The organism is Terrilactibacillus laevilacticus (assembly GCF_006517395.1).
GTDB lineage: Bacteria > Bacillota > Bacilli > Bacillales > Sporolactobacillaceae > Terrilactibacillus > Terrilactibacillus laevilacticus.
The window spans coordinates 215,591-238,730 of sequence record NZ_VDCY01000001.1 but is presented as its reverse complement, the minus strand read 5'-3'; the positions used below and the strand labels follow the sequence as shown (position 1 = coordinate 238,730).

Here is a 23,140-nt window from a genome sequence, read left to right as displayed (position 1 = left end):
ACGATCCAATATCTTTTCGATAAATCAAAAAAAGTATCCCCATCTTCTTTGGCACACACCACCCCATATAAAATATCAGCATATTATTTCAATATATCTTAATTTTAATAGAGATACATTTAATAAAACTAACGAACCTTTTATATTTTTATATCTCTTTTTGAGAAAAAAAAAGACTGTTATCCATAGTATCCTGATAACAGTCTTTTTAAGGATGAGAATGATTTTTCAACTCAAGCCGTATATTTAATTTAAGTATAATTAATTAAACTTTAAGTGTAGCTTGACCAGGTTTCCAGTTAACTGGGCAAAGACCGCCGCTTTGTAAAGCTTGAAGGACACGTAACGTTTCATCAACGCTACGACCAATGTTATTATGATTGACAACGCTATATTGTAATTCACCTTCCGGATTAATAATAAATAATCCACGAAGGGCAATACCTTCTTCTTCGATTAAAATACCATATTTTCTTGCAACCTCTTGATTATGATCAGCAGCTAATGGATAATTGATGTCACCGATACCATTATCTTCAAGAGGCGTTTTAATCCAAGCGAGGTGTGTATGTATCGTATCTGTTGATGCACCAATAACAACCGTGTCTAAATCTTCAAATTGATCATTTGCATCACTCATAGCTGTAATTTCTGTTGGACATACAAAAGTGAAGTCCATAGGATAGAAAAAGAGAACCGTCCATTTACCATTTTTCATATTTTCTTCAAGGCTAACTTTACCAAATGATTTGTCAGGTAATACAGCTTCCATTTCAAAACGAGGCGCTTGCTTTCCTACTAAACGTTCTGTCAATTCCAATCCCTCCTTAATCTTTCCTCATAAATGAGGTTACAAATTACATTATAATACACGCCTAATTTCAAGTCAATTTTAAATAATAATAAATTTAATTAAGGTTTAAAATTCTTAGTTTATCCCTTTTTTTAGACTTTTATACTATGAATTTTCTTGATGAAATATCAATTAAAAAGATTTTTTATCAAACATAAAATTAATATAAATCGTTTAACTCTTAAACGATTTAGTGTTCCTAATTAATACGGCAACAAGATCTTTTGCTGCTGATTATCAGATCTCTTACACCTTATTTATATCATCTCTTTTGGCCATTATGCGGCACTTAGTTTCATCCTCTAGTCCTTTCTATCACCACAATGATTATCTTCATGGTAACATGGTTTTAGATTTTCTTTGTTTAATATGCTCAGGAATTTACACTTCTGGTATAACAATTTTTTTAACACTAACTTGTTTTATTTGATTGCCGTTGACACTTAATACTTCAAGTAATAATTCGTCTGTTGTAATAACTGTTCCTTCATCGATATCCGATTGTTTTGAGAGAATAAAGCCTCCTATGGTATCAAACTCTTCGTGTTCCAAATTAGTATCAAACAAACGATTTAGTTCATCCACGAGCATTTTACCATCAATAATATATTCATCTTGATTTTTCTTTCTCATAATAGGCTTTTCATCATCATCAAACTCATCCCGTATTTCGCCGACAATTTCTTCTAGAATATCCTCAACTGTAACAAGTCCCGACGTTCCACCATACTCATCAAACAGGATCGCTATATGAGTATGTTCTTTTTGCATTTTCAAAAGAAGTTGTTTAATTGGTATCGACTCTAACACCGTAATCACCGGTCTCACCATCTCATCTAATTGAGCCATCGAATCAAAATTAACACGCAGTAGGGATTTAATATGGATAAAACCAACGATATGATCTTTATCTTCTCTTACAACGGGATAGCGAGTATATTTCTGTTCTAACATCGTTTCTATTGCTTCATCTAACGGATGATCCATGAAAATACACGCCATTTCAGTTCGGGGGACCATGATCTCTCGAGCAATACGATCATCAAATTCAAAAATACGATTAACATAGCGATATTCAGCCTGATTGATTTCTCCGCCTTTATAGCTTTCTGAAAGCAAATAACGGATATCTGCCTCACTATGTATATCGCCTGCTCCATTCATTGGAGCAACTCCAAATAACTTAGATACAAGAAATGAGCATTTATTTAAGAACCAAATAAACGGAAATAAAAGATAATAAAAAAAGATAAGCGGCCTTGCTGCTAACAAAGTAACCTTTTCTGAACTCTGGATGGCAAAGGTTTTGGGCGTCAATTCACCCAGAACAACATTCACAATTGTAATTACAAGAAAGGCGATAATCGTAGAAAGCATAGCTGATACATTTGACCCTAGTGGTATGTAGCCTACTATTTCATGTATGTAATGTCCTACAGCCGGCTCCCCTAACCACCCTATACCAAGAGATGTCATCGTAATGCCTAATTGAGTGGCTGAAAGATATGTATCCATATGCTCGATCACACGTTTGGCAGCAAGCGCCTTTTTATCTCCTGTTTCCGCTAGTGTATCGATTTTAATTTTTCTTACTCTAACAATGGCAAATTCTGTCGCGACGAAAAAAGCAGTGATAATAATAAGTAAGATTAAAATGATGAGTTGTAAAATCAAAAAGAATCATCCTTTCACTAATCTTTTTCGTCTCATGACACTTTTTTAGTTTCCCACGGTAGGAAAATTCTATGCTGACAAAAATTTAATATAGCCTGTTACAATGTTAATAGCCTTATCCAACGCTTCTTCGTCCGGTTTTAAGGTTGATGAATGAAGACCAGATTCGGAGTTAACGCCAAGCCAAAACATAAACCCAGGGATATCCTTTAAGAAATACCCAAAATCTTCACCCGTCATGGCCTCTGAACATATCACGAACTCATGATTTTCTTTTTGGCAATATTGAAGGAAAGATTCAGTTCTATTGGGATCATTATAAACTTGATAGTAATTCGAACCATAATCAATTTCAGCTTGACAACTGAAGCTTTTCTCAATGCCGCTGACCTGATTTTCTATTTCATGTTTGACAATCTTCATAGTTTCAGGACTTAAAGCACGAATCGTTCCTTCTACTCTTGCTTGTTCAGCGATGATATTTTGTTTTGTACCACCTGTTATTTTCCCTATAGTAATGACCGCTGAATCTAGAGGATTGACTCGTCTTGAAACAATAGACTGTAATTGAGTTACAAAATGACTAGCCGCAACGACCATGTCATTTGACAGATGCGGATAGGCAGCGTGTCCACCTTTGCCTTTAAAATCAATAAATAGTTCTGAAGTATTAGCGAATAGTAAGCCTTTTCGTATCGCTACCACCCCGGTTTGATACTCTGGTGCGACATGTAATCCAAAAATAACGTCAGGCTTCCATTTTTTGAATTCATTACTCTGCATCATAGGCAAAGCTCCCCCAGGTCCTTCCTCTGCAGGCTGAAAGATAAAGACTACATCATCTCGAATTGGATTTCTTGCTATTTCTTCTAGAGCCCCTAAAGCAATTGTCATATGAAAATCATGTCCACATGCATGCATATTTCCTTCATGCTCAGATTTAAACGCATATCCTGTTTCTTCTTGGATCGGTAAACCATCGATATCCGAACGAAAACCGATCACTTGTTTTGAATTTGTTCCTTTTACTTTGACTAATATTCCAGTTTTCCACGTTTGAATCATCAGATTATCTTGAGGAAATTGCTTTATTCGGTCTAATAGAAAAGCTTGTGTTTTAAATTCTTGAAATCCAAGCTCTGGGATTCGATGTAATTGACGTCTAACGGTAATCGTGTCCATATCTCTTTATTTCCCTTCTTAACAATTTATTTAAACCTTTATTCATCTTAACTTTCTATACGAAATGAATGAAATGACCTTTGTACAAGATTCACTCTGATAACGATACTTCTCTAAAAAACTTTTGATATGTAAAGAAAACTTGCCTACCCGCCAGCCTGTAAGGCGCTAGAACAGAGGCTTAGAATGTGTCACTACGGCTTTGCCTTCGCGACAACTCGATGCTTAATCGAAGAAGATTATGCTAGTTGCACTTATACTTTATACCTTAAATTTTTTATACTTAAGTGTAAAAAAGAACAACATAGTTTTCACTAATGTTGCCCTTTTTATGTTAAACCGCCAAATTATAATTCACGTAATTCTTGCATAATTTCTGTTTTTGAACGGGTTTGATCATCTATCGTCTTAATGATTTTAGCTGGGATACCTGCAACAACCGTGTTAGCTGGAACATCTTTTGTTACCACTGCACCAGCAGCAATTACTGCATTCTTACCAACATGTACGCCTTCTAAAACAACCGCATTTGCACCAATAAGGACATCATCCTCAATAATGACTGGTTTTGCAGATGGTGGTTCAACGACTCCGGCTAAAACAGTACCTGCGCCAATATGGCAATTTTTCCCTACAGTTGCTCTTCCGCCAAGAACAGCGTTCATATCAATCATGGTTCCTTCGCCCACTACAGCACCAATATTGATGACCGCCCCCATCATAATCACCGCATTCTTACCTATCTCCACTTTTTCACGAATGAGTGCACCTGGTTCAATTCTCGCTTGGACCTCTTTCATGTTTAATAACGGTACGGCAGAATGACGGCGATCATTTTCAATAACATAATCCACTATTTTATCTTTGTATGTTTCAAGGTCTTCTTTAACAAGTTTCCAATCGCCAAAGATCACACCCGTGTCACCTGAAATAAATGTTTTTATTTCATCGTGAAAAGAAACTTGGCTAAGATCACCTTTTATATGTACTTTAACAGGGGTTTTTTTCTCACTTTTTTGCAAAAAAGAAATAATTTCATGTGCATCCATTTGTTCCATTAATCTATTCCTCCTACTAAAACTAGACTTCTTTGTTATCGTAACGAATTTTAATGTAAATGTCTATGGAAATCCTTTTTTCATCATAAGAAAAAAATCTACCCTAATCATTTTGAGTAGATTTAATCTTGTCGTTTTAGTATTTGTTTTTAATCATAAACTATTCGGCTAAAGGCTCGGTGTCTCTTGGTAGAAATAAGGGGCGTTTTTGTATCGCAAACAAATGATTGACATATCTTAATATAGAACTTCTAGTTAATATGCCCATAAATTCGCCGTCATGGTTTTCAATGCATAAAAAGGTGTGATGAATGCACATTTTTAGCGCATCTTGAAATGTATGGTCGATTCGTAAAATAGGTGGATTTGCATTCATGACATCAGCAACTTTATAACTTCGTAAATGTTCAAATTCAAATCTCTCAAGTCCTAATATATTGTCCAAAATAATCGTCTTACTAATGATTCCCTTTAATCTATACATTTGGTCAAGTACAGGGATAGCTGAATATCCGGTTTTCACCAATACCAATAAGGCATGTTCGAGAGGATTATCTGTTTGAACATTTGCCACTTCATCAACTGGAATGAGACATTTTATGATATTTCCTTTTAAAATTGAGTGAAATGAAGATTGTAACATAAAACCAACTCCTCAAATGTAAGCGCTTCACATTTTTATTTTACTCTTAATTTATTAAAAATAAAACCATTTTCAACCCATGTATTTTAAGTTATTTGTAAAGTGAACATATCGCCCATCATGTGTTATACTTATTCGTATTAAAAAAGTTAAGAGGTTATTATGAATAGAAAACACATTTTAATTTTAGACGGAATGGCTTTATTATTTCGAAGTTTCTTTGCAACATCCTTTACCGGACAATTTATGCGCAATCAAGCGGGGGTTCCGACAAACGCCATTTACGGGTTTTTGAAACATCTTACACTTGCAAATAAACAATTTTGCCCAGACACTATCCTTTGTTGCTGGGATTTAGGTGGAAAGACATTTAGACACAAACTTTTCCCACAATATAAAGCGAACCGTGACGAACCTCCATTAGAACTAATTCCCCAATTCCAACTAGTTAAACATATTGTTCAAGCTTTGGGAATAGAAAATATTAGCTATCCAGGATACGAAGCGGATGATTGTATAGGGACATTAAGTACTCGATTAAGTAAAGATCATAAGGTTAATATTCTAACCGGGGACCAAGACTTGCTGCAACTAATTAATCAAAACACGCATGTGACCTTATTAAAAAAGGGTTATGGAAATTATCAAGTCTTTAATCAAGAATTACTGGAACTTGAATGGGGTATTACACCGAAGCAAGTGATTGATCTAAAGGCATTAATGGGAGATTCAGCAGATAACTACCCTGGAGTAAAAGGAATTGGGAAAAAAACAGCCGAGCGCTTATTAAAGGATTACACTTCAATCGAACAAATTATTGAAAACTTGGCGGATTTACCTCGTGGCGTACAGACAAAAATTAAAAATGATCTTGACATGTTACATTTATCTAGGAAGCTTGCAACCATTTTTTGTCATGTTCCTTTACCAATTGATTCTTCCTTAGCACCATGGAAACCAAAATACGATGTGATTCATCGTTCATTTCAAGAATTAGGCTGTTCTCATTTAACGTCACTTGTTAGATAGATACTCATAATTGAAAAAACCAGAAGAATAATCGTCACGATTTTCTTCTGGTCTATTTATTATCTCTATTCTTGATATAATTGACTTTTCATTAAAAGGGATTAACTTGTCCTATTTTTCTTGGTTCTTTAGAGCCGTTTGGCCATAAAAGAATCCTCCTACTGATGAAACAGCTTATATGAATATGGCTAAAATTTTATAAATAATTGCTGCTAGTAAAGCGGTTATCGGCAACGTGATGATCCAAGTAATGACGATATTGATCGCCATACCCCAATTAACATTTTTTACTCGTTCAGCTGATCCTACACCCATAATAGATGATGAAATAACATGCGTTGAGCTAACAGGTAAATGAAGGAAGGTAAAACCAAAAATAATACCTGAAGAAGCTAAGTCTGCCGCTGCACCATTAATTGGTTTGATCTTCATAATTTTGGTTCCAACCGTTTTAACGATTTTCCATCCTCCGATAGATGTTCCAGTAGCCATTGCTACAGCTGATGCAAATCGAACCCATATAGGGATTTCCATCGATGCATGATAGTGTGCTGCAACTAAAGCTAATGTAATAATGCCCATCGCTTTCTGAGCATCGTTTGTTCCATGCGTAAACGATTGCAGAGCTGCCGTGAAAATTTGAAAAATCCGAAACCCACGATTGGTTTTAGATAAACCTGAATTTTTGAAAATCACCATGAAAAGTTTCATAATACAAAAACCAATAGCTAGTGCCGTAATCGGAGAAATAATGAGTGCTTCAATTATACCTATAAAACCTGCGTAATTTAAGGCATTAAAACCTAAAGCAGCTATTCCTGCACCCGCTAGTGACCCAACGATAGCATGCGACGAACTACTCGGGATTCCGAGAAGCCATGTTAATAAGTTCCAAACAATTGCTGAAATTAAAGCTGCTAAAACAATGACCGAACCAACTGCACCATCATTTAATGTAAAGGGATTGACGATTCCTTTTCCGATCGTCTCTGCCACACCTGTAAACGTCAGAGCCCCTAAAAAGTTCATTGATGCTGCAAGAAGAATAGCCACACGTGGACGCAGGGCACGCGTTGAAACGGACGTAGCAATGGTATTCGCCGTGTCATGGAAACCATTAATAAAATCAAAAGCTAAAGCAAAAATCACAATAAGTAAAGTTAAGACTAACAAGCTATCCATAGGTAAAACTCCCTTTAAGCGTTTCTCATAATAATTGTTTCAAGTGTGTTTGCCACGTCTTCACAGCTATCAGCAATTTCTTCTAACATTTCATAGAGTTCTTTATATTGGATAATTTTAATCGGATCTTTTTCTGTTTTAAATAGATTGCGAATACTTTGACCAAGCAACTCATCACATTCAGATTCTACGTCATTTATTTTAATGACATGGCTACGAATACTTGGTAATTTCTTTTTATTAAGTAAGGTTGTCGCTTGGGCAACTTCTTTTGTTGCTTCAAATAACATATCGACGAATTTAATCATATAGTCATCTGATTGTGTTAATCCGTATATTTCCATTCTAGTTGACCATTGTTCAAATCCATCTAATACATCATCCATTTTCATCGCTAATTCCAAAATATCTTCTCTTTCAAGTGGCGTTATAAAGGTTTTGTTCAATGCAACAATTAACTCATGCATGTAAGCATCGCCTTTTTTTTCATACGTTTTCATTGTTTTCGAAAATTCTTGCAAATCATCGAGATTTTTAATTTTGAAATCGACAAAATATTTGGCTGACTCTTCAAGATTCAATGCAATCGTTGAAAGCATATTTAAGAACTTATCGTTTTTTGCCGGAAATAACATACTTCATACCACCTTATAATATTAATAATACTTTCCAAACCATTCTAATTATAGAATAACCAAACCCTTAATCCAATAAAAGAAAACAACCAGCCTTTTCATTTTATTAAACCAGCGCTTAATTTACAATGGATTTTCAAAAGCTTAACAATATCTTTACAAATAACAACATTATTTTCACTACCTTTTTCATTATAGAAGTTGTTAAAAAGTCACCATTGTCACCTTTTTGAACACGCACTTTTAGTTAATTCTTATAATACCCCAAAAACGAATTTTTACTTGTATAAATCTAACCTATGTATAATTTAAAAGTTCGTCAACACATTTTCGTTATAAAACTTTTTTTATTGAAATTGACACCTGTGTCATTTATAATAACGACATAGGTGTCATTTTAATAAATGGAGGTTTTTTATTATGAATCAATCATCATCTTCATCTTTATTTAAGAATAAATCGTATGTCTTTCTCATTAGTGCACAAGTTATTTCTAATATTGGTGATTGGCTTCACATCCTTGCCTTGTTAACCTTAGTCGGCCTAAAATGGCACGCTTCTCCTCTTGCCATGACCGGAACAATGCTTTGTCTTACTGTCCCTGCCGTTCTTTTTGGCCCAATAGCAGGTGTCGTTGTTGACCGAATTGATCGAAAACATATGATGATTGTTTCTGATATTTGTAGAGCCTTTATTGTTTTAGGTATCGCATTTTCAAGCCACTTATGGCAGGTCTATGTCCTATTATGCCTCCTTGCTCTATTTTCTGATCTGTTTAATCCAGCCGAAAGCGCCAAAATCAAGGAAATTGTATCCGAAGAACATCTTCAACAAGCTGTTGCTTATAGCGGAGTCATTAACAATGGAGCCAAAATTATTGGACCAATGATCAGTGGAATCGTTGTTTCGCTGATGGGAATTAAAGGAGCTTTTTATCTTGATGCCTTGTCTTTTATCCTTTCTGCTCTTCTTTTAATTGGTTTGCCTAAAACTCCTAAAGTGATTTTAGAAGAAAGGAAAACACAAAACCATCAACAAAAAAAGAGCTTTTTCAAAGATTTAATAGATGGCCTTTCCTTCATTAAACAATCACCCATATTATTTTTGGGTTTATTGATACTATCTTTTGTTTTCTTTGCCTTGCAAATTTCTGATTCTCAATCAATTGTTTTATTTAGAGAAATCCCACATCTTCCAGTTCATTTAATAGGAACTTGTATGGCCGCAAGCGGCGCCGGTATGTTAATTTCTTCATTAATATTAAGTAAAATTAACCTTGGAAGTCGTCTCATCACGCTTGCAATAAGTCCTATTATTGTTGGCGGTGGCCTTTTCTCTGCTGGTTGGTTTGTTCATCTACCACTATCAATCATTAATATACTTTACCCAATCATCTTTATTTTTGTTGGTCTCGCTATGGGTATGGCTATCATCCCTTTTCAAGTTCTTACTCAAAAGTTGACCCCCTCTTCATATACGGGTCGTATCTTTGGTACAATCAATAGTGTATCGACATTATTTACGATATTAGGCATGCTAACAGGTGGGTTGTTATCAGAATGGATGGGAGGAATCCGTACATTTCTCGCATCTGGCACGTTACTTATCATAATTGGACTTCTTGTTACGATTTTCTATAGAGTCATTGAAAGAAGGGATAAAATTGGCACCAAAAGTGTCGAAGGAACACATCAATCAGCGAAGGGCTGACATCCTAGAAGCCGCTAAGCAAGTTTTTTGTAAAAAGGGGTTTGAACCGACAACGATGAAAGATGTTGTGGATGCATCAGGGATGAGCCGTGGTGGTGTATATCAATATTTTCCAAATACAGAAGAAATGATGAGAGCGATATTAGAAGATGGGATGATTGAATTTAATCATCATTTATCCAATTTGCTTTCTCGGCATGAACAGGTATGGCATGCAATAAACGAGTATATCGATCTTCATAAGAATGCACCTTCTGATCATTTTGGCATTGTTACTTATGAATACTTTGTGACGTGTTGGAGAAATCATGAAAGACGAAATTACCTACAACATCGTTATTCTTTTGGTATAAATTATTTTATACAGTTCATACAAACAGGTGTAGATCGTGGCCAATTCAAACCTTTACAACCTGTATCCGTCATTGCAAAATTTATGATGAACGTATTAGACGGTCTTCTTTTAGAACAATCACTAGTTAATTTAAATGATCAAGAGAAAGAAGATCAATACGACGCTCTCCGATTTTACTTACGAACGGTTTTGCAGATTAATGATAAACGTATGCAAAAAGAGTAGGATGGCAGTATGATTCCCTCATCCTTCTCTTTTTAAATAATAAATAGCAAGTTGAGTACGTCTCTTTAGGTCTAATTTTTCCAATAATTTTGTAATGTAATTTCTTACCGTTCCTTCACTTAAAAAAAGTTCTTTTGCAATTTCTTTATTAGATAATCCTTCGGCAACTAATTTGAGAATAGTGATTTCTCTTTCCGTTAAAAGATCATCTTTTCTTTTCTTTGTCGGTGTTTCCCTTATTAGATTAGGTAGTTTGCTTGCAATATCAGCGTGTATGACCACATTCCCGCGATAAACGGTACGAATATTCTCGATAATACCTTCCACTGATTCATTTTTTAAAATATAACCCGCAGCTCCATTTTTAAGTGCTTCTTTTATATATTCATCCTCTTTGAATGTTGTAAGAATGATAATTTTAATATTAGGATCAAGATCCCGAATCTTTTTTGTGCACTGAACTCCATCCATCACTGGCATACGAATATCCATTAAGATCACATCAGGATGATGTTTATGGTAAGATTCAATGGCTATTTGTCCATTCTCACATGTGTCAACCACATTTAAATCATCTTCAAGATTGATCATCAATTTTAAACTATCACGAATAAGTGCATCATCATCTACTATCAAAATATTCAGCATCCCGTATCTCCCCCTCCTCATTTAATGGCAAATGACAAACAATAGTGAAACCACCAACTCCATGGATTGACAAAGTCCCCCCCACTTCGTTTATTCTAGTTCTCATTCCTCTCAAACCAAGGTTATCTTCAATTAACAAGGAGCCAATCCCATTGTCCTTAATATATAAACGAACAAAATGACGATTGGTCGTTAATTGAATCATCACATGGGTCGCCTTTGAATGTTTAAATGTGTTTGTTAAAGCTTCTTTAACGTTGCTAATAAGTATTTCCCAGTATACATCCGTTATTTGAGAAAAAGAATCACTATACTGAAAATCAATTTCACAAAAGGAGTAAGAATCAATAATTTGTTTTAAAGTATGAAAACCCAATTTATTCTGAGGTACCAAATTATGTACTGTTTGACGAACTAACATCAACGTTTCTGATAATTCTTTAATACTTTTATCCAATAACTTATCAGACTGATTTATGTCCTTTGATTTAATTTTTTGTGCAGCTTGTAGTTGCATATATATTCCAGCAATGGCATGGCCAATAGAATCATGCAACTGACTTGCAATCCTGTTCCTCTCCTTTAACTCAGTGAGTTGTACAAGTTTTTTGGATGAATGAATCAGTTGTTGTTTTGTTTTTTCTAATTCATATATGTGTTGTCTTTCATTATCTGTTATGCGCCGGAATAATTTTTCCTTTTCTTCTAAACGATCAATTAAATAGGCAATGTAACAACAAATACAAAGAAAAAACAAATAGATTAACCATTCTTTTTTATTAAGAAGAACTATGGCTGGAAGAAAAGTGAATAGAAAAATTTGAAACCATTTTTTATCTTGCTTTATTAACGTTAATATACATAACGCAAAGGCTGGTACAAAAGACGTAAAATAGAAACTTATTACGAAAATGAACGCCCATTCAATGATATAAAGCCATTTCCGATTAATCAAAAAACGCTCTCTAACAATATTGACAATTAAAATGGTGAAGTAGCAGGCTACCTCTAGGGAGGTCGGCATGCTACTTTGCAAAATTAATAAAAACAAAATGCATATAAAAATAATAGAACGATAGATATGAGTGACTAACATCCATACACCAACTTATTGAGCAATATCTTGTCTTCTCCAAGAACTAAGTAGAAAGAAAACAATAGCAAAAGCAAGTAGAATACTAACGTCTAGTATAACATGATTAAAATCATTTCCATATATAAGCTTTCGAACAGCGCTAATACCCCAAGTAGTAGGTAAAAAGTCGCCTATTTTTTGAAGAAAACGAGGCATGATTTCAATTGGCCAAAAACAGCCACCTAGCATAGCAACAGGTGTAGAGATAAGTAAACTTAATGAATTGGCTTGCTTTGAACTTTTGCAAAATGAGCTAATTAGCGTCCCAATAGAAATCGAAACAACAGAAAAAACAATGAGTACTAAATAGATATTTAAAAGTGACGGACCGAGATCTGCATGAAAACTATATCTCAGAATAATAATTAAAAGGATAACCTGAATGTTACCTAATAAAAAGTAGCTTAAGATATTCTGAAAATTATAGTTTTTTAAAGTCATAGGTGTTGTTAAAAATCGAGTAAATAGACCTTTTTCTTTATCCTCTATAATCAATTTCGAGGTTATATTCATAATTAGAAACAAACCATAGATAACAAAGCCAATTGAATTTACCGAATTATTGAGACCTTTTGTTGATATTTTTTCTAATGATAATAATGAGTGACTTTGCTGATATTTCTCTATACCTTGATAAAAAGCTGACTTATCTCCTTCAGTACTCTTAGCTATAACTTGTGCATTATCCATGTAACTTTTTAAGAATGTTTTTATACCACTTGAAAGATTACTTTCTTGAGTATGGTACGTTAAAATATGACCATCCTGATTTTTGATTAATGACTCCGTCATCCCTTTATTTATAACGATGGCATAGATTATATCTCCTGAGATCAATTTATTTTGGATAGACTTTTTGTTTACATCAATAAAATTCACTTTATTTTGTAATGCTTTTTTTAACGAATGAGTAAACGGTGTTTGATCATAATCAATGAAAGCCGCATCGGGTTTAATAGGATTAGAAGAACTTGAAAATTGAATAGCGATAAAAATGATTGGAAAAGCAATCATAAATATTAACGAAAACTTATGTTTTAAAAATCGTTTCAAATTATTTGCAAAAACTGCCATACTTCTTCCTCCTTAATCCTACAATGACAATAATAAAGATCACGACTAAACAAATGAATAAATTGATTAACTCGTGAATACCTTGTGCGTTATGACGACCATATATATCTTGAAAGATGATACTTTGAGCTAATGCATTTGGCATAATATTCTGCAAAAAATTTAATAAAGTGTTAGAATCAGGTAGTTTAACATACCCTCCAGCAAGAAATGTTAAAATTGGAATTTGAATGTTTAAAATTCGATCTGCAGCATGTGGGTTAAACCATAATGAAAAGGCTATACCGATTAGTATTGTGATTAATCCAAGCAGAAAACACGTCAAGATTAGGTGAGTCATATGATCACCTAAGTTCGCATGAAAAGCAAATTTGAAGAAAAAAATTAAAATTACAATTTGTGCAGCAACAGTTAATAATTCACCTACAGCTTGACCTAGGAAAAATTTCATAGGATGAATGGGTAAGGTCCTAATTCTCGATCCAAGTGATGAATAATGAAAGTTCGCAACCAGTCCTTTTCCTAAATTAGCGCTGTACATAATAATCATAATCAACATTGTAACAGCATAGTAATCAATGGCTTTTGGTAGTTTTCCAGATACTTTTAAAGGATGATCGTAAATGATTGGCGGCATTTGTGTATCGATTACATGCTTACCCATTTCTGCTAAAACTACATGACTTTTTACGCGACTTAAGAAACTTTCTGTTAGATCTTTAATAATATCCCCTTCTGTATTACCACTAACAATGACCTGCATTTGTTTAGACTTACCATTCTCAATGGCATAAGAGAATCCTTTTGGAATATAAACAATAGCATCCACATTTTCTTGCTTTAATTGAATCCTAGCATTGTTAATCGTCGAGATAGGACGTGTCGTAACAATATCCTTAATTTCTTTACTTTTCAAAAATTGTTCATATTGCTTACTGACCATTCCATTATCATCTTGATTGACAAGAGCTAATTTTGTATGCAACGAAGCAGCAGCTTCATTTCCTACATCAACAGAACTTAACGCATTTCCAAGTATGAAGGTTAAAAGAATAGGAAAAAGCAACAGGAAAATGACATTCTTTCGATCTCTGATATTGCGTTTAATCGAGGTTAGAACAATGGATATAAAAATACTCAATTTGATTCCTCCCTTAATGCTCTTCCTGTCAGTGTTAAAAATACATCTTCTAGACTTGGTGAATTTGTTACAATTTTATTGATTTGAACATCATTTGAAATTAGAAGATTCATCACCTGATTTATGACGCTATCTGATGAAATGATTCGAATTTGGTTATGATTAAGCGTGATGTCTTTTACCATTGGAACCTTCTCCAACTTTTCAATGGTTGAAAAGTCCACTGATTGAACAGTGATGAGAAGAACTTGATCTCCTTCAATCAATTTCGCCAGTTCTTCTTTAGTTCCCTGTGCAATGATTCTCCCTTTATCTACTATGGCTATTTGTGAACAGATAGCTGCGACCTCTTCCATATAATGCGAGATATAAATAATCGTACATCCTTGCTTATTTAACTTATTAACAGACTCTAAAATATAATTTCTTGATTGAGGATCAATGCCGACTGTAGGTTCATCCATAATTAACAAATCTGGTTTATGAACAATAGCACAAGCAATATTGAGACGTCGTTTCATTCCTCCAGAGAATTGACTTGGGCTCTTGTCTTTTAATTTATATAAGCCTGTAAACTCCAGTGCTTCCTTGACTCCAGCCTTTAATTGACTTCCTGATAAGCCATATAGTTTACCAAATAATTGTACATTCTCAATCGCCGTCAATTCATCGTATATAGCAATATCTTGTGGTACAAGCCCTATTCTTTCTTTAATTTTCTTTTCACTTTCGATTAATTCACTTCCAAATAATTTAATTGATCCACTATCATATTTGCAAAGACCTAATAATGTCTTCGTTAACGTTGTTTTTCCTGCACCATTGGGTCCGAGTAATCCAAAAATTTCTCCGTCTTTAATTTGTAGTGACATATGATCAATGGCTAAAAAATCATTGTATCTTTTAACAAGATTGGAAACATCAATAATCATTTTAGTATCTCCTTTTAATTTACTACTTTTTTCATCTTACCAAATTTCTATTTGTAGTTTATCAAGGTTTGTGACCTTAAAATAGTGAAAGTTAACACTTCATTGAATGACAAATGTCATATTACAAGCCTAATTCGCTTAAATTTCGAACCAATGCCATTATTTATGTATTTTTATTTTTTTGAAAAATAGAGTATAATCTCATAAAACAGAGAAAAAGGTGTGAAGTTTCATGCAGGTATTAGACAGAATAAGCCGATTTATCGGAAGTACATTTGCCTATTGGGTATTATTATTTGCTATTGTTGCATTCCTCGTTCCCGCGGGTTTTACATGGCTCGCAGCATACATAACACCACTACTTGGTATAGTTATGTTTGGAATGGGTCTCACGTTATCTTTAAAGGACTTTAAAGAAGTTTTTACTCGGCCAAAAGATGTTCTAATTGGTGTTCTTTTTCATTTCATTATCATGCCGGGTATTGCTTTCTTATTAACTTTGGTTTTCCATGTAAGACCAGAAGTGGCTGTAGGTGTTATTCTTGTAGGGTGTTGCCCAAGTGGTACATCTTCCAACGTTATGACCTATCTTGCAAAAGGGGATACCGCTTTATCCGTTGCTGTGACAACTGTATCGACACTACTAGCCCCAATCGTTACTCCGTTCCTTATTTGGGTTCTTGCTAGTAAATGGGTTGATGTATCTTTCAGTGATCTTTTCTTTTCAATCGTTGAAATTATCTTTGTTCCGATTATACTCGGTGTTATTGTTAAATTACTTCTTGGTAAAAAAATTGAAGCGGGAATTAAAGCATTGCCAATTGTATCAGTTATCGCTATTATTGCTATCTTAAGTGCTGTTGTTTCTATAAACCAAGCTTTAATTGCTAAAAGTGGATTAATTATTTTCGCCATGGTTATTCTTCATAACTGCTGTGGACTGGCACTAGGCTTTTTTGGAGCACGACTTCTTAGAATGCCTGAACCAAAACAAAAAGCAATCGCTATTGAAGTTGGGCTGCAAAACTCTGCACTAGGTGCATCTATTGCCACGGCTCATTTCTCTCCACTTGCAGCGGTGCCAAGTGCTATCTTTAGTATTTGGCATAATATTTCAGGCGCTCTTGTAGCCAACTGGTTTAGTAAGCATACAAAAGAAAGCGTTCATGAATCAATTGATGATACTAAATCATCAACTTAAGCTATATAAAAGTACGAAAAACGGTCAAGGCAATAGTCTGAACTGGAGTCACTAGAGATTCAGACATTTTTCCTTGACCGCTTTTTTATTTACCATTTTTTTCGTTTATATGATCCACCTTGTCATCTTGAAATGAGCGCCTGCTTTTGACTAAAATCAATATCTTTATAATACGTGTCCTTTACGAGTACATTGGGTCCTAAACATTTCACAGCTGGACAGTGGCAATGCAGCGATTTGGCTAGAGTTGACTGCTTCCATTTTTCAAAAGCATCCGTTAACTTTGTTGTTTTAATGTTGCCAAGTGGTGGTGTATCACCAAAGTCGGTCACAATAATATCGCCATCAAAAACATTAATATTTAGTCTTGATCTGCCGTCCGGGTCATTTCTTAGTGACACATTCTTCGCTTTATACAGTCGTTCAATAAGTTGTAAGTCTTCAGGGTTTGGGCTGCAAGGATAAAAAGGTAGTGTACCAAACAACATCCAAATCCTTTCATCCCGTGTATCCAAGAGACGATGTATTCCATCTCGAATTTCTTCCAATGAAGCCACCTGGAGATCAGAGGCAAAATCACTTGGATACATTGGGTGAATTTCATGGCGTGCACACCCCATTTCCACCACTTGCCGATGAATATCTTCTAAGTATGGAAGTGTGCGTTTATTAATCATCGTTTCAGCAGATACCATGACACCTGCTCCAGATAATAACTTTGCATTTTCAATCATTTGATTAAAAAATTTTTCACGTTGAGCTTTGGCTGGTTTCTTATCCATCACAGCGAAACCAATATCACAAAAATCTTCAATACTCCCATAATTATATGAGATATGCAACACATCTAAATAAGGAATAATGAGATCATATCGTTTGCGATCGAGTGTTAGATTCGAATTAATTTGTGTTCTACAACCGCGTTCATGAGCGTATTTTAACAAAGGAACAACGACGTTTTTTACGGATTTCATAGATAACATGGGTTCTCCGCCCGTAATACTTAAACATCTTAATGTTGATATTTCATCAAGTCGTCTTATTAACATATCAATTGCTAAAGGATCAGGCTCCCTCGTTTGCAAGGTGTATCCTACAGCGCAGTGTTCACAACGCATATTACATAGCGTGGTTGTCGTTATTTCAATGTTTGTTAATGTCATTTCACCATATAAGTCAATATCTTGATAGGCTTCCCAAGGATCATTCTTTGGATCCATCTGTTCTAACTGATTCGTTGGCATCCTCATTACTCCTTACTTTCATTAATAATTAAACAGATCTCTAGAAAAATTTAATGTGTATCGTCTCTGAAAAAACAACTACAGATCTCTTCTTTCATATTATCATGATTATAAGGAATATCGTGTTATAAATCTTATTTAAATATAAATTTGAGTAGGAAATAAGATTTTAAACTTTTTCCCAGCCGTTTCAGAGGAAACAAGATATTTTAAAGCGCTTTCAGAATTCTTTCCCTCAACGATAATAAGAAAATCCTGCTTATAGTTCGTAAGTAAAGTCGTTAACATTTCAGTTAGACTCGTAATTTTTTTACTTTTATTAAAATGACTTATATATAACTCAAATCCTTGTTTGTCACAATAAGTATAAAAATCAATAAGCTTTGAGAGTATGCAATTTTCATAGGATATTTTAAAAGAAACAATGGTATTCATAGCTGTTAATCTCTCCTTTTCATACGATGTAATAAACTATTCACGATTCAAAATGTATCCACGGTAAGTTTACTGATGGTTTAAGAATTAATAGATCACTTTCTTATACTCATTCTCGCACATTTAATGAAATCACTGAACGGGGTTTTTTTGTCGATGTGCCACTATTTTAGATGAAAAACATCGTATCGCCTTTTTTTGATTTCATCCCTTGACAAATGGCTTTGGGATAAATCCTCTGAGAATAATTATTTAATCCTCATTATCTTAAATGAGTCATTAAGTGTTCATGACCGCTTGTGCTAGGCCAAGTCGTTGGCGCATTCCCAGAGAATATCGTTTGACTTTATCATGAATACGATCAGATAAACCGACAAGTTTAACGACTTCATCAATTCTTTCTTTTGAAACGTCATTAATCAGTCGAGCATAATGAACTAGGTTGTGATAACCGGATAAGTACTTATACATTTCAGGGTTTTCAACAATAGCACCAATATATATTGTCTCATTTCTCGAATACCAGCGGGAAGAAGCATCGCAGTTATTGTTTCAAGTCATCTACTTTCAGAAATGGAACTCATGTGTGACCGTATTGGCATTATTCAAAAAGGAAAACTTATTGGTGTGCAAACCGTAAATGAATTTGTTCACTCAGATACAAATCAGCAAGTTCAATTTTATGTTGACAAACCGAAAAAAAGCTCTCAAGTGATTATCGAATCACTATCCCTTTCAAATGTGATACAAGGGGATACATATCGAACTTTCAATAACCAAAGAACAAATTCCATTAGTATGTGAAGCTTTAATCAAAGATGATATAAAACTTTACGACATCAAAACATTAGAAAAAACACTCGAAGAAAAGTTCTTAGAAGTGACAGGGGGCGTTTCAGTTGGTTAACTTTTTTAATCTTATTCAAAATGAAAACATGAAAATTTATCGCTAAAGTGCAACGAAAATGATGTTTATCATTCTTTTTGCTTGCACTCATATTAACAGCAGGATTAATTATCAAATTTGGAACTCATGAAAAAGTCATTTCTGATAATTGGAAACAAGAGTTAATTGCCCAGAATAAACAAAATCAAAAAATGGTGGCTCAAATGAGTGGTGATGTTAAAAATTATTATCAGGAGCGTATTGCAAAAAATGAATATCGTATTGATCATAACCTTAAACCAACAACGGGGAAAACATTTGGAGTTTTACAGATGATGCAACAAATAATTTGATGTCAGTTGTCATTATATTCACGATTATCGTCGTCTCAACAAGTATCTCAAGTGAATTTAGTTGGGGTACGATTAAACTATGATTAATAAGACCTGTGTCACGGACTTCCGTTCTGCTTTCAAAATATATTTCAGCATTAATCTATGCACTTGTCATGATTCTATTTATGTTCGTTGTTTCTTGGTTCATTGGCGGTATTCTTTTTGGATTTGGTGGGTTAAGTGCAGCCAATCTTCAGTATGTAGATGGCCATGTTTTCGAAACAAATTGGGTTGTTTACGAACTAAAACAATATGGTTTACTTGTATTACCCTTGTTATGATGGTGACGCTGGCGGGCGATCGCCTCCATCTTCAGAAATAGTGCCATGGCCATTGGTATCTCTATTTTTCTGACAATGGGTGGTTCCATTATTGTTCAATTCTTGAGTCGTTTTGATTGGGTTAAATATATCCTCTTTGTTAATATGGACCTTCATCAATATATAAATGGAACCCCATTTCAAAAAGGAATGACGGTGGGCTTCTCTCTTTCTGTTCATGCTGTTTATTATGTCATCTTTGTCATTCTCGGTTGGTTATCCTTTACCAAACGTGACGTTGCAGCTTAATTTATTTTCTTATATATACACCTGTATGACCTTAAAACCATTTAGGGGTTCCAGGTGTATATAAATATGAATATCATATCTAAATACTAAAAAGACTGGTTTTATAGATCGCATTACGTTCTGTTATTCATATTGAAGTAAAACAAAGCTTATTGTAAAATATCTACCATCTAAAAACGCCACCAATAATGATAAGGAGAAGAAACATCACAACAATCAATACAAACATAAATAGCCTCCTTTACGCTTTACTACATCATATGAGTAACCTCCTCATTGTGTTTTGGCATTTGTCCTTTTTTCCTTTTAAGTAGAATAATAAAATCCCAAACACTTTTAGTCGTATTGGGATTTGATCTTTAATTAAGAATAAATAGCCAAAAAAGAATTGCGAGTATAAATCGATATAGCGCAAAAGGGATTAATTTTATTTTATTAATTAAACTAAGGAAAAATCGAATGGCAATTAGGGCAACAATAAAAGCCGTAATAAAACCAGCGATAAATAGGGGTAAATCATTGATCTGAAGTTCACTCCAATTTTCCAATAAGTCTTTACCTGAAGCTGCAAACATAATTGGAATAGCCATAATAAAACTGAATTCTGATGCTGTTTTATGGTTTATGTTTAATAATAGGCCTCCCGAAAGAGTTGCTCCCATTCTTGAAAAACCAGGAATAATGGCTAAACATTGAAAGAGTCCTATTCCTACAGCTTGTCCATACGTGATTTGATCAAGTGTTTGTGTCATGGGTTGTGATGGTCTGATGAGTTCAGCAACGATCATAAGGATCCCGCCTAGGATCAATGAAAGAACGACGGTTTCTGGTTTAAAGAGACTTTTAATAAAGTCATAAAATAAAGTCCCTACAAGAAAAAAAGGCAAGATCCCAATTAGGATATGAGTATACCTTAATTTCCCTAGATCATGTTCTTCTCGTAGTCGTGTATTAAATCCCATAATATTTAGGATACGTTCCCAAAAAACAACAACAACCGCCAAGATCGAACCTAGTTGTACGACAACTTCAAATGTAGCCACTTTTTGGTTACCTTCAATTCCTAATAAATGTCCAACTAAAATCATATGTCCAGTCGATGAAACGGGAGCAAACTCAGTTAATCCTTCGACAGCTCCCATAATGATCCCATTAATAATATCCAGCTTACACCCCTCCTTGATTCATTATGTTGGTGGCTAATGTTTTGTTTTTCTCTTCTAAAATTGGATAGCCATTTTCATATATTTTTACAATATCAGATCCATCAATGACGCTTTTTCCATCAATCGGTTTGTCAATCGTGGATAATGCATTTAAAAGAGTATCTTTTACGCACCCAATAGCCTCAACAAACTGTCCCTCCTGAACCTTTCATGACTAAAGTCACGAGTGTTCTCGGCTATTTCATAAATCATCAAATCTATACCAACAAAGCCTGTCTAACTTGTTCCTTTTTAACCATAAACTTTCATCTGTCCGTCAACATGTAACACTTGTTCATTGATTAACCTCCCACTTCTTTTTCTTCTTCATTATTGTAATGGAATAATAGACTGTCTTTCCCGCTTTTAACCTTACAATCTTGATCATCAATCTTACAATTTTGTCACATAAAAAATAACAAGCTGATTTCTTTATAAATCTACTTGCCTTCCGATAGATGTATCATCAACTATTTTAGGTAAATGCAACACAACACTTGTTTCCTCTCCTTCTATTGATCAAAATGTTATATCATGTCCTATTTATGTTATACACGTATGTTCTATAGTAAAAATATAATTATTCCATTTTTTGTGCGTTAATTTCATAAAAATGTCACGATTTTTCGAGATAAAATCAAATCTCTATTCTTTTTCATTTGCTAATAGAAAATCGGTTGATACAATAAAGATATGAATTTACCGAAGGAGAGATAAATATGGCTAAGATTTTTATTGCTGGTCGAGTACCACAGCTTGCTCTGGATCTGTTACATACTCATGAGGTCACCATGTTTGATGATCACGCGTCACTAATTTCAGAAGAAGAGTTGATTTCAGGAGTAAAAGAAGCTGATGCCTTACTTTGTCCATTATCAACCAAAGTTTCAGATAAAGTGATATCGCAAGGTTCAAAACTTAAAATTATAGCAAACTTTGGGGCAGGTTATGATAATATCGACATTCAATCAGCAAAAGCACATCAAATATATGTATCAAATACACCGGGTGTTTCAACGGATGCAACGGCGGAACTAACGATGGGGCTTATTTTATCTATTATGAGGCGGATGCCAGAAGGAGACCGTTTGTGCCGTGAGAAAGGATTCAATGGATGGGCTCCGTTATTCTTTTTGGGCTCTGAACTCAAAGGAAAAACTCTAGGAATCATAGGTCTTGGAAGTATCGGACAAGCTGTAGCAAAGCGTGCAAAAGCTTTTGATATGAATATCATCTATTATGGTCCTCATCGGAAATCAAAAGACGTTGAAGAGATGACAAACGCAAACTATGTATCGCTTGAAGATTGCATAAAAGAATCAGATGTCTTATCTATTCATGCTCCTTTTTCACCCTCTATACATCATTTAATTAATCAAGACACCTTAAAAATGATGAAAAAAACAGCCTACTTGATTAATGCTGCAAGAGGACCAATTGTTGATGAAAAAGCTTTAGCTGTAGCATTGAAAGAACATACCATCGCTGGTGCAGCTCTTGATGTTTTCGAATTTGAACCTTCGATCACTGAAGAATTAAAGTCATTAGACAATGTTGTCATCACGCCTCATATCGGAAATGCCACGATAGAAACTCGAGATGCTATGGCTGAAATTGTAGCTAATAATATATTATCGGTATTAAACGGAAATGAACCTTTAACGCCTGTTCAATAGTCAAAAATAAGTTTTTGTAGACTTTTCATTGACAACTTTAAGAAGTAAACATC

At 34.4% G+C, this 23,140-nt stretch carries 23 protein-coding genes and 2 pseudogenes; 8 read left to right on the top strand and 17 right to left on the bottom strand.

The genetic code is table 11. The features are described from left to right. Positions 1–265: 265 nt before the first annotated feature. The 5 genes from FG390_RS01025 to cbpB form a co-directional block, all read right to left on the bottom strand. The gene (locus FG390_RS01025) at positions 266–814 is read right to left on the bottom strand and encodes a peroxiredoxin (RefSeq protein WP_141189158.1); all 549 of its coding nucleotides are present in this window, start codon (positions 812–814) and stop codon (positions 266–268) included. A 420-nt stretch (positions 815–1,234) separates the two neighbouring features. Beyond that, complete coding sequence (locus FG390_RS01020; protein ID WP_141603644.1) at positions 1,235–2,527, bottom strand: hemolysin family protein; 1,293 nt, start codon at positions 2,525–2,527, stop codon at positions 1,235–1,237. Positions 2,528–2,596: 69 nt separating this feature from the next. Next, positions 2,597–3,709, bottom strand: coding sequence for an N-acetyldiaminopimelate deacetylase (locus FG390_RS01015; RefSeq protein WP_141189157.1), 1,113 nt, complete (start codon positions 3,707–3,709; stop codon positions 2,597–2,599). A 347-nt stretch (positions 3,710–4,056) separates the two neighbouring features. Continuing rightward, entirely contained in the window at positions 4,057–4,767 is a 711-nt protein-coding gene (dapD, locus tag FG390_RS01010) for a 2,3,4,5-tetrahydropyridine-2,6-dicarboxylate N-acetyltransferase (RefSeq protein ID WP_141189156.1), read from the bottom strand. A 160-nt stretch (positions 4,768–4,927) separates the two neighbouring features. Next, positions 4,928–5,410 (bottom strand): cyclic-di-AMP-binding protein CbpB, encoded by a 483-nt coding sequence (cbpB, locus tag FG390_RS01005; RefSeq protein ID WP_141189155.1) that lies wholly within the window; start codon positions 5,408–5,410, stop codon positions 4,928–4,930. Between the two features lie 162 nt (positions 5,411–5,572). Here cbpB and FG390_RS01000 point away from each other — a divergent pair, with 162 nt between their 5' ends. Then, positions 5,573–6,439: a 5'-3' exonuclease gene (locus FG390_RS01000; RefSeq protein WP_141189154.1), complete on the top strand. Its 867-nt coding sequence runs from the start codon at positions 5,573–5,575 to the stop codon at positions 6,437–6,439. Between the two features lie 174 nt (positions 6,440–6,613). Here FG390_RS01000 and FG390_RS00995 read toward each other — a convergent pair whose 3' ends face one another. Together FG390_RS00995 and FG390_RS00990 are read right to left on the bottom strand one after the other, a co-directional pair. Beyond that, positions 6,614–7,621, bottom strand: a complete 1,008-nt coding sequence (locus FG390_RS00995; RefSeq protein WP_141189153.1) for an inorganic phosphate transporter — start codon at positions 7,619–7,621, stop codon at positions 6,614–6,616. Positions 7,622–7,635: 14 nt separating this feature from the next. Further along, positions 7,636–8,256, bottom strand: coding sequence for a DUF47 domain-containing protein (locus tag FG390_RS00990; protein ID WP_141189152.1), 621 nt, complete (start codon positions 8,254–8,256; stop codon positions 7,636–7,638). A 420-nt stretch (positions 8,257–8,676) separates the two neighbouring features. On the opposite strand from FG390_RS00990, the gene FG390_RS00985 reads away from it, so the two are divergent. Further along, positions 8,677–9,966: an MFS transporter gene (locus FG390_RS00985; protein WP_141189151.1), complete on the top strand. Its 1,290-nt coding sequence runs from the start codon at positions 8,677–8,679 to the stop codon at positions 9,964–9,966. Beyond that, positions 9,920–10,546, top strand: a complete 627-nt coding sequence (locus tag FG390_RS00980) for a TetR/AcrR family transcriptional regulator (protein WP_141189150.1) — start codon at positions 9,920–9,922, stop codon at positions 10,544–10,546. Before FG390_RS00985 ends, FG390_RS00980 begins: the two co-directional genes overlap by 47 nt. 18 nt (positions 10,547–10,564) lie before the next feature. Here FG390_RS00980 and FG390_RS00975 read toward each other — a convergent pair whose 3' ends face one another. The 5 genes from FG390_RS00975 to FG390_RS00955 form a co-directional block, all read right to left on the bottom strand. Beyond that, complete coding sequence (locus tag FG390_RS00975; RefSeq protein ID WP_219995037.1) at positions 10,565–11,194, bottom strand: response regulator; 630 nt, start codon at positions 11,192–11,194, stop codon at positions 10,565–10,567. Continuing rightward, positions 11,169–12,149 (bottom strand): sensor histidine kinase, encoded by a 981-nt coding sequence (locus FG390_RS00970; protein ID WP_181406316.1) that lies wholly within the window; start codon positions 12,147–12,149, stop codon positions 11,169–11,171. The genes FG390_RS00975 and FG390_RS00970 overlap by 26 nt, the downstream gene beginning before the upstream one ends. Before the next feature lie 153 nt (positions 12,150–12,302). Beyond that, positions 12,303–13,403, bottom strand: coding sequence for an ABC transporter permease (locus FG390_RS00965; protein ID WP_141189148.1), 1,101 nt, complete (start codon positions 13,401–13,403; stop codon positions 12,303–12,305). Then, a complete protein-coding gene (locus FG390_RS00960) occupies positions 13,384–14,544 on the bottom strand; it encodes an ABC transporter permease (protein ID WP_181406315.1) in 1,161 nt (386 codons plus the stop codon). Before FG390_RS00960 ends, FG390_RS00965 begins: the two co-directional genes overlap by 20 nt. After that, the gene (locus tag FG390_RS00955; RefSeq protein WP_141189146.1) at positions 14,541–15,476 is read right to left on the bottom strand and encodes an ABC transporter ATP-binding protein; all 936 of its coding nucleotides are present in this window, start codon (positions 15,474–15,476) and stop codon (positions 14,541–14,543) included. The genes FG390_RS00960 and FG390_RS00955 overlap by 4 nt, the downstream gene beginning before the upstream one ends. 232 nt (positions 15,477–15,708) lie before the next feature. Here FG390_RS00955 and FG390_RS00950 point away from each other — a divergent pair, with 232 nt between their 5' ends. Further along, a complete protein-coding gene (locus tag FG390_RS00950) occupies positions 15,709–16,677 on the top strand; it encodes a bile acid:sodium symporter family protein (protein WP_141189145.1) in 969 nt (322 codons plus the stop codon). Between the two features lie 122 nt (positions 16,678–16,799). Here the strand turns inward: FG390_RS00950 and yfkAB are convergent, their stop codons facing one another. The 3 genes and pseudogenes from yfkAB to FG390_RS00935 form a co-directional block, all read right to left on the bottom strand. Further along, complete coding sequence (gene yfkAB, locus FG390_RS00945) at positions 16,800–17,921, bottom strand: radical SAM/CxCxxxxC motif protein YfkAB (protein WP_141189144.1); 1,122 nt, start codon at positions 17,919–17,921, stop codon at positions 16,800–16,802. Positions 17,922–18,059: 138 nt separating this feature from the next. Continuing rightward, positions 18,060–18,356, bottom strand: a complete 297-nt coding sequence (locus FG390_RS00940; RefSeq protein WP_141189143.1) for a hypothetical protein — start codon at positions 18,354–18,356, stop codon at positions 18,060–18,062. A gap of 285 nt (positions 18,357–18,641) precedes the next feature. Next, positions 18,642–18,857, bottom strand: a pseudogene (locus tag FG390_RS00935) (ATP-binding cassette domain-containing protein); the annotation flags it as partial. 81 nt (positions 18,858–18,938) lie between these two features. Here FG390_RS00935 and FG390_RS15680 point away from each other — a divergent pair. The 3 genes and pseudogenes from FG390_RS15680 (at position 18,939) to FG390_RS16305 (ending at position 20,206) form a co-directional block, all read left to right on the top strand. Then, entirely contained in the window at positions 18,939–19,160 is a 222-nt protein-coding gene (locus tag FG390_RS15680; protein ID WP_181406314.1) for a hypothetical protein, read from the top strand. Positions 19,161–19,340: 180 nt separating this feature from the next. Next, the gene (locus FG390_RS15975) at positions 19,341–19,595 is read left to right on the top strand and encodes a hypothetical protein (RefSeq protein ID WP_246092668.1); all 255 of its coding nucleotides are present in this window, start codon (positions 19,341–19,343) and stop codon (positions 19,593–19,595) included. A gap of 95 nt (positions 19,596–19,690) precedes the next feature. Further along, positions 19,691–20,206 (top strand): annotated as a pseudogene (locus FG390_RS16305) (DUF2705 family protein). A gap of 163 nt (positions 20,207–20,369) precedes the next feature. Here FG390_RS16305 and FG390_RS16180 read toward each other — a convergent pair. Together FG390_RS16180 and FG390_RS00915 are read right to left on the bottom strand one after the other, a co-directional pair. Further along, positions 20,370–20,435 (bottom strand): YjcZ family sporulation protein, encoded by a 66-nt coding sequence (locus FG390_RS16180; protein WP_141189531.1) that lies wholly within the window; start codon positions 20,433–20,435, stop codon positions 20,370–20,372. A 130-nt stretch (positions 20,436–20,565) separates the two neighbouring features. Next, a complete protein-coding gene (locus tag FG390_RS00915; RefSeq protein ID WP_258311531.1) occupies positions 20,566–21,348 on the bottom strand; it encodes an undecaprenyl-diphosphate phosphatase in 783 nt (260 codons plus the stop codon). 782 nt (positions 21,349–22,130) lie between these two features. On the opposite strand from FG390_RS00915, the gene FG390_RS00910 reads away from it, so the two are divergent. Beyond that, entirely contained in the window at positions 22,131–23,087 is a 957-nt protein-coding gene (locus tag FG390_RS00910; protein ID WP_141189140.1) for a 2-hydroxyacid dehydrogenase family protein, read from the top strand. Positions 23,088–23,140 lie beyond the last annotated feature (53 nt).